The sequence below is a fragment of the Robertmurraya sp. genome, from assembly GCF_036676585.1.
In the GTDB taxonomy this organism is placed as follows: domain Bacteria; phylum Bacillota; class Bacilli; order Bacillales; family Cytobacillaceae; genus Robertmurraya_A.
The window spans coordinates 1-6,902 of record NZ_JAKFCQ010000064.1 but is presented as its reverse complement, the minus strand read 5'-3'; the positions used below and the strand labels follow the sequence as shown (position 1 = coordinate 6,902).

Annotated in this window: 7 protein-coding genes; 2 read left to right on the top strand and 5 right to left on the bottom strand. The window is 34.6% G+C overall.

Going from position 1 to position 6,902, the window contains the following annotated elements:
* A partial coding sequence (locus ACGLXV_RS08325) for a hypothetical protein (protein WP_391558253.1) occupies window positions 1-351 on the top strand: 351 nt, incomplete at its 5' end.
* A 1-nt stretch (window position 352) separates the two neighbouring features.
* Here ACGLXV_RS08325 and ACGLXV_RS08320 read toward each other — a convergent pair.
* From ACGLXV_RS08320 to ACGLXV_RS08300, 5 genes are all read right to left on the bottom strand, one after another.
* The gene (locus ACGLXV_RS08320) at window positions 353-1,378 is read right to left on the bottom strand and encodes an RpnC/YadD family protein (protein WP_391558252.1); all 1,026 of its coding nucleotides are present in this window, start codon (window positions 1,376-1,378) and stop codon (window positions 353-355) included.
* Between the two features lie 250 nt (window positions 1,379-1,628).
* The gene (locus ACGLXV_RS08315) at window positions 1,629-2,432 is read right to left on the bottom strand and encodes a GIY-YIG nuclease family protein (protein WP_391558251.1); all 804 of its coding nucleotides are present in this window, start codon (window positions 2,430-2,432) and stop codon (window positions 1,629-1,631) included.
* Window positions 2,433-2,657: 225 nt separating this feature from the next.
* Window positions 2,658-4,016 (bottom strand): hypothetical protein, encoded by a 1,359-nt coding sequence (locus tag ACGLXV_RS08310; RefSeq protein WP_391558250.1) that lies wholly within the window; start codon window positions 4,014-4,016, stop codon window positions 2,658-2,660.
* A 374-nt stretch (window positions 4,017-4,390) separates the two neighbouring features.
* Window positions 4,391-5,368: a ring-cleaving dioxygenase gene (locus ACGLXV_RS08305; protein WP_391558249.1), complete on the bottom strand. Its 978-nt coding sequence runs from the start codon at window positions 5,366-5,368 to the stop codon at window positions 4,391-4,393.
* A gap of 236 nt (window positions 5,369-5,604) precedes the next feature.
* Window positions 5,605-6,198 (bottom strand): NAD(P)H-dependent oxidoreductase, encoded by a 594-nt coding sequence (locus ACGLXV_RS08300; protein WP_160547779.1) that lies wholly within the window; start codon window positions 6,196-6,198, stop codon window positions 5,605-5,607.
* Between the two features lie 485 nt (window positions 6,199-6,683).
* Here ACGLXV_RS08300 and ACGLXV_RS08295 point away from each other — a divergent pair, with 485 nt between their 5' ends.
* Window positions 6,684-6,830, top strand: a complete 147-nt coding sequence (locus tag ACGLXV_RS08295) for a BH0509 family protein (protein WP_391558248.1) — start codon at window positions 6,684-6,686, stop codon at window positions 6,828-6,830.
* Window positions 6,831-6,902: the final 72 nt, after the last annotated feature.

Here is a 6,902-nt window from a genome sequence, read left to right as displayed (position 1 = left end):
ATACCATTTCAGCCAAACTCTCCCTTAACGGATGAATATATGATTGAATTAAAGAATTGTGAATCAGAGGATCAGGTAGGAAAGATATTGAAGAAGGTATTTGAAAAGCAATCGGAGTATGAGTTTAGACATGTCGGTGATATAAGGAAGAAACTGCACGTTCATAGCATGGATATCTACCAGCAACTTAATTTGCTTATTTATGAATTTAAGCGGATGCAAACACACCCGCTTCAAAAAGATATTACCGATTTAATTACCCAGCTCAAGAAACAGAAACGGGACTTATCTGAAGGGATCGATGTGGCGGTACATTTTCTAGAAAATTGGACAAATAAAAAGGAGAGCTAGATTAGATTACCTTGCTCTCTTCTATGTTCAAGAATTTCTTTAAAGATTTTCCTGTAGGGTCCTGGCTGATTAATTCCCAAGAATGAGAAATAATACTGCTATCATACGTGTGATTTAATTCTTCAATGATTTTCTCTTTCCCAGAAACATTGTTTGTCTCAAGAGAAGTTTTAATTAAACCTTCTACAATTTTATCGGTTTCAGATTTGTAATGCAGTCCTCTTTGTGCAACTTTGATTAATTCCACGACTTTTTCCCCCTCATCACTTTTCTTTAATTCCTCAAGACCCTTTTCAAACTCGTCTATTTGTTTAGAGCTCATATCGTTATAAACGTAATCAAAGAGGAATTTGTAAGGTTGAGATAATTGTTCGGGATAGTCTGCCTTAGATTGTATTCGGGCTAATAACCTGTGCCCTTCCAACATCATCTTAACACCATCTATTTTAATAACTTTATTATCTGACATTAATCCCCAAAATGCAATAGCGACGGGGTTCGGGTCCTTCGTGTTATAAAATAGCGGGGCATTCCATACCCATTTTCGCTCATTTAAGTTAATCAAATCATAATCAAAGGATTTGTGAGACTTCATTCCGTAACTCCTATAATCATAAGCGAACTTCTTTGTAGTTGTGTGTTTGAACCCTCTAAAACCTATTAATATTGAAAGAATAGGAATATTGTTGAATGTGTGAGTAAGAAGATTGTGATAGTCCCTTACCCTTTCATCCATATTGTCGTTTGTTGATTGATACTCAAAATGAAGAATAATTTCATTTTTGTCTTCATTATCCATTCGAACCAAAAAGGCTCTGTCTAAATACTTCTTTCCATCAGCTTTTTCTAGTAAGTGCTGATATAGATGCCTATAAGGTGACGTGACATCCTCGCTTAATGCTAACCATCTCCCGTTTGTGTCCAAGTCTAGATATAATTTATTGTAGAAGAGCTTCATAAAGTCTTTCACGGAAAACTTGAATAACTGCTTAAAATTATTGTCATGTTTGTGATGTTCTTCTGTCATTGATATGTATCCTCCCTTGGACCACTAGCATCTGATTCTATCACCAAAAATTCTTTAATAGGGACGTCTATTCCTTTCTCGAAGAGATGATCATATTCCTAGTTTTTTTTGATTTTGATGTTCAAAACTTCACTTCTCCGATACATGCTAATCTTAAACTATACATTTGACTCCCCTTGATCGTTCTTTGATGCAATCACGATGTTGCATAGGAAGTTGTTCTAACTGAGTTTCCAACGCTCTTATTTTACTAATTATTATTTAACTGAATTCTATTATAAGGACCACGATTTATCGTTCCAAGAGTCTTTTTCCACATCGACTCTCGCTTTATGATTTCAGAATCCGTCCCTTCCATAAATTCAATAACTGAAAAGATGACTGAATTATAACCGTTTTCTAGAACAAACAAATTAAGATGTTGTGCATCACCAAGAGAATTTAAATGAGCCATCCATCTACCTAAAATTCCGTCACTGTTATAGGCACTTCCTATGTATCTACTTTTTCCATCTTCGGATCGTTGAATGTAAATCCCATTTTGACGCAAAACCTTTTTTAGCTTATTATCTTCTGAATTATCTTCCCAAATAGCAATTACTTCTCTCCATGTAAAGGTTTGTCCTAAGACATTTTCTAGTGATGTATCTACATCGGGTAGTTCAAGACCCTCAAATTTTGATGTACGAGCTAGTTTACTGTTGGCTTTGCTCTCTAGTATGATTTCATCTGATTGTAGAATATCTGCTATTTTAGTAGCTAAAGAAACATAATCATCTGTCTTAAAGTCAGTATACGATCTTTTGGAGGTTGACACCTCTGGAAAGGAGTCCAACAATGTTTTAAGGCTTTCATTTATATTATCAGCGTGATAAATCCTAAATAGTTCGGGACCTTCTCCCCATAGTTCAAACGCTCTTATTTTGTATATATTACTCTTAACTCGATAAGAAACCCAAGGTCTTGAATTTGCTGTGTTATCATCCTTAATCCTTAAATCAAACATTCTAGCTAATCCACTCTTGATTAGAATTGGTTCTAAAATTTCAAACATATATACCCCTCCAAATGACCCACTATATAATTCCCTTATTATAGCAAACTAATTATATAATTACATATTCTACAAGTAATAGTGTTTTTAGGTATACAAAAATAAGCACACCTTGATTATTCACCCTGCAATATCAGCCACTAATAAATTGCTAGACTTTATTTTTTAGTTCGTTCATATTCTGTAATATTTTGGTAGTCGATTTTTCTGCTCGGTATACATGTATTATCTTAAAGCAAAAGCTAATTGTTCAAATGGTTGGTTTGATGGACTTAAATGTAGTGACAATAGATCATCGGCTAATATTTGATCTATTTTCTTAAAATCCCAATGAGGAATCTCAAGCAAGTAAATACCATTGGTGCTGCAATACTCTCTCTTGATTCCATCATTTTTTTGCCTATAAATTAAGCCCTCCATTCCACCATAATGCTCTATTGCTTTAAAATGCTGAATACCTTGATATTCAATTAATAAAAATGTGCCATCTTTTAAAAATACTGCAAAGTCAAATGGTAAAGGCTTGATATTTCTACAACCATCTATTTTATATTGCCTTTCAAATAAGACGCCCTGCTTCTTTAACCATTTAGCAATGGCTTTTTCACCCTTTGATTCTTTGCAATCTGGACACCTTCTACCATGATGCAAAAAATTTCTAGGTGTGGGCTTCCATTCACACCCACACTTGTTGTGTCTGGTTAAGATGCCTTTGCTTATACTCTCAAAGTCACCTAACACGGTGTATTCATCATCAACCAATGCAAAAACCTCTTCTTTATATTGTTGGGTTGTTCTTTGCAACCCTCTTCTACATTTAGGGCATTGTCTTTCCTTTTTGAAATTTCTAGGAATGGGCTCCCACTCATGACCACAGATATTATGCCTAATTGATACAGGAGTTGTATTATTAAAGTAAGTGCCTAAAACCGTATATTCATCACCATACATTTCATAAACTTCTCTTACAAATTGTTCATGAGTATATCGCTGCTTTTTAGCCCCTTCTTCATTAGAACACTCCCTGCATCTAATACCAGATAAAAAACTTTGTGCTTCCTTTGGCAATGTATTGCCACATAAATTGTGCCTAAAATCAATAATAGACCTTGCATTTTCATATAAAGACAAAACAGTGTATTCATTACCAACTAGATCATAAACTTCTTGGACAAATTGCTCATGGGTTTTCTTGAAATTGGTACTACATTGAGTACACTTCTTGCTCCTAAAAAATGTGTCTGGTTTGGTTGTAAATTCATGACCACAATCATGGTCTTTAAATAAGACAGGTGTATTATAATTAATATATTTGCCTAGAACAGTAACCCTGTCACCCACTGCTTCATAAACTTCCTGTTCAAACTGTTCCTGTGTTTTCTTTTGACTGTTACAACTCTTGCAATTGTTGATTTGGCTAAAGAATCTTGCAGGAGTTTTAGGTTTTACCCTGCCACATGGATTGTGTCTAATGTCCACTGGCTTATGATAGCTAACATAAAGGCTTAGTACAGAATATTCATCACCATTTTTTGCATAAACTTGAGCCACAAACTCTTCATGAGTTTTTTTCTTTTTTCCCATTTCGTGCCCTCCTTTTTTCGTTATTATCCATGAAAGAAAAAAGGGTTTTCAACGGTATTTTCTTCCAAGTCTTGCAAGTTTCGGACAAAAAATGTTATAATTGTACGCCCTTTGCATATAAGAATTTTTTAAAAAAATACTCTTGAAGGGTCTATTCTCCGTTTCTTTTATGTACTTGTAAGCATGAGGTGGAATTACACCCCTCCATTTGGTAGACTTCTTACCCCACTTGTAAATAAAGCCCTTTGAGTGCTTTACTCGTTGATTCTTTACAAAAAAAATAAGCCAGTACATTCAAGAAATTCATTCTTAATGTACTGACTCATTAAAATCACTTTCTTATTTATCAGAGGAATTGAATGATGAAACAGTTACTATTCTTTGATGATTTCCTTTGTACTTCTCACTGTATCTATGGGGCGTACTAATTTTTCAATTTGTGCACGTTTAGGCTCAAAGAACGGAGGTAAAGATAATTTTTCCCCAAGGGTTTCGTAAGGTTCATCCCCCATAAAACCAGGGCCATCTGTAGCAAACTCAAATAAAATTTGTGGAGCAACTCTTGCGTATAACGACTCAAAAAAGTGACGATTGACATAACCGGATGTCGAGAATCCCAAACTACTCAATCGCTCTGTCCATTCATCCAATACGGAGCGATCCTCTACGCGGAATGCAGCATGATGTACGGTGCCATAACCTTGTCGAGCTTGAGGGAGAATCGTATTGTGCTCTGCAATAACGGATGCTCCATTACCGCCTTCTCCTACTTCGAATAAATGGAATGATCCTTCCTGAGCAGTTTCTTTAAATAATAGTGCTTTTTCCAACATTTCTTTAAAGTAATCAAAGTTCGCAATACGAACAAAGACAGGACCTAACCCCGTAATGGCATGCTCCAATGGTATAGGACCCTTTTGCCAAGGTGTACCAGATTCTACGCCTCTATTTATTTCATCTGAAATTAATTGATATTGTTGATCATCGAAATCAACGAAAGAGAGAGTTTTCTTGCCAAATTGCTCTTTAATTCCCGTATGCTTGACGTCTAAACGATCAAATCGTTTTACCCAATAATCCAATGCTGCATCACTTGGTACACGGAAAGATGTCTTAGAAATCTCGTTTGTACCATGTATACCTTTTGGAATGCCTGGGAAGTCAAAGAATGTCATGTCTGTGCCCGCACTGCCTTTATCATCAGCAAAGAATAAGTGATAGGTTTGAATATCATCTTGATTGACTGTTTTTTTAACTAAACGCATCCCTAATACATAGGTGAAAAATTCATAGTTCTTTTCTGCACTACTGGTAATAGCTGTTACGTGGTGTATTCCTTTTAGTTGGTTCATTATATTTTCCTCCTAGAAAATTCAGATTTAATAGTACGCTGGGTTTCATTGATGAATAACCTATTTGTCGATCCTACAATTAGGATCTCTTTAGCATAACTACTGAGCACATCTATCAATATTGCTTAATATGACCTGCTCAACCTTCATACTCCTTTTATGATTGGAAATATGTACATGGGTATAAAGGAATACTCATGTACATATTTTACACTTCTGTTAAATTTCCAAGTAAATTATCGGATCGTGAATAATGCTTTTGACCAAGGAATTAATTGGTCTAGCATTTGATTTACAGAATCTTCTTGAACTGCCTGTGGTTTAAAGACCGTTCCATTCTCGAAATCAGTGAATAACGATAGTGCTGGATGTACACGAACGTCAGCCACTAATAATTCACCTAAAATGCCTCGTAAATGTTCAGCCGCACGAGCTCCACCTACTGAACCGTAAGAAACGATTCCAGCTGCTTTATTGTTCCACTCTACACGTAGATAGTCTAATGCATTTTTAAGTGCTCCAGTAATAGAGTGATTGTATTCTTGAACAATAAATACGAATCCATCTTGATTAGCGATTATTTCTGACCAAGCAGCTGCTCCTGAAGCATCTGCACCAGCTTCGCCAAGTAATGGTAATTTGTAATCAGCAATATCAATAATGGTATAGTTAGCGTCACCACGTTTGTCAGCAATTTCTTTTACCCATGCACCTACTTGTGGACTTACACGACCTTCTCGTGTAGAACCTAAAATAATCCCAATGTTTAATTTTGTCATTGTTTCTTCCTCCTCTTGTTTTTTTCCAAATAATTTATCTAAAAATCCCATTTCCTACTTTCACCTCCTTATAAGTTCTGAAATACGGATCCTTGCTGTGACATGATGTAGAACTTTTCATATGCACATGAATTATTCCTCTATTTCAGTTATCTTGATTTCGAGATATATAACCAAAAAATAATGTTTTCATTTTATTTCGAAACCAAATATCTTTAACATGAGATAATTCTATTATATGTACGTACTTTTTGTCAACTTATTTGAGTGGTTTTTTTGATCCCTAATTTTTCTCTAGTTCAACTTATTGACATTACTCCAACCCCCTTAACAATACAATAGCCTGGCTCCCCATACCCTTTTTTCATCTTCAAAGTAAGTAGATAAATAATATTTCTATATTATTTTCTAAAAAACAATCTAAATTTGATATTGGTTTAATCTAATATTTAGATATATAATAAAAACAAGAAAAGAAAACGTTTTCAACAACATTCAAATACATAGTTACTTCTCATATTATAGGAGGATATAAAATGAGCCAAGTTGAAAGAAATACAAAAATGCAGAAATTAATTGAGCTACAAAAATTCAATGAGAAAGAAATTTCAAAAATGACAGATTCACAGATTGAATATTACCACTGGCTCTATTTTGTTGATTCAGTTTATGATTATATGTAACTTAAATAGAAGATAGGAAAAGTGGGAAAACATCAATCATTCATGTTTTCCCACTTTTATTTTTATCATTTT

Coding starts and splice junctions, on each gene's coding strand:
- ACGLXV_RS08295 (WP_391558248.1), top strand. CDS start 6,684: ATGAGCCAAGTTGAAAGAAATACAAAAATGCAGAAATTAATTGAGCTA.
- ACGLXV_RS08300 (WP_160547779.1), bottom strand. CDS start 6,198: ATGGGATTTTTAGATAAATTATTTGGAAAAAAACAAGAGGAGGAAGAA.
- ACGLXV_RS08310 (WP_391558250.1), bottom strand. CDS start 4,016: ATGGGAAAAAAGAAAAAAACTCATGAAGAGTTTGTGGCTCAAGTTTAT.
- ACGLXV_RS08305 (WP_391558249.1), bottom strand. CDS start 5,368: ATGAACCAACTAAAAGGAATACACCACGTAACAGCTATTACCAGTAGT.
- ACGLXV_RS08320 (WP_391558252.1), bottom strand. CDS start 1,378: ATGACAGAAGAACATCACAAACATGACAATAATTTTAAGCAGTTATTC.
- ACGLXV_RS08315 (WP_391558251.1), bottom strand. CDS start 2,432: ATGTTTGAAATTTTAGAACCAATTCTAATCAAGAGTGGATTAGCTAGA.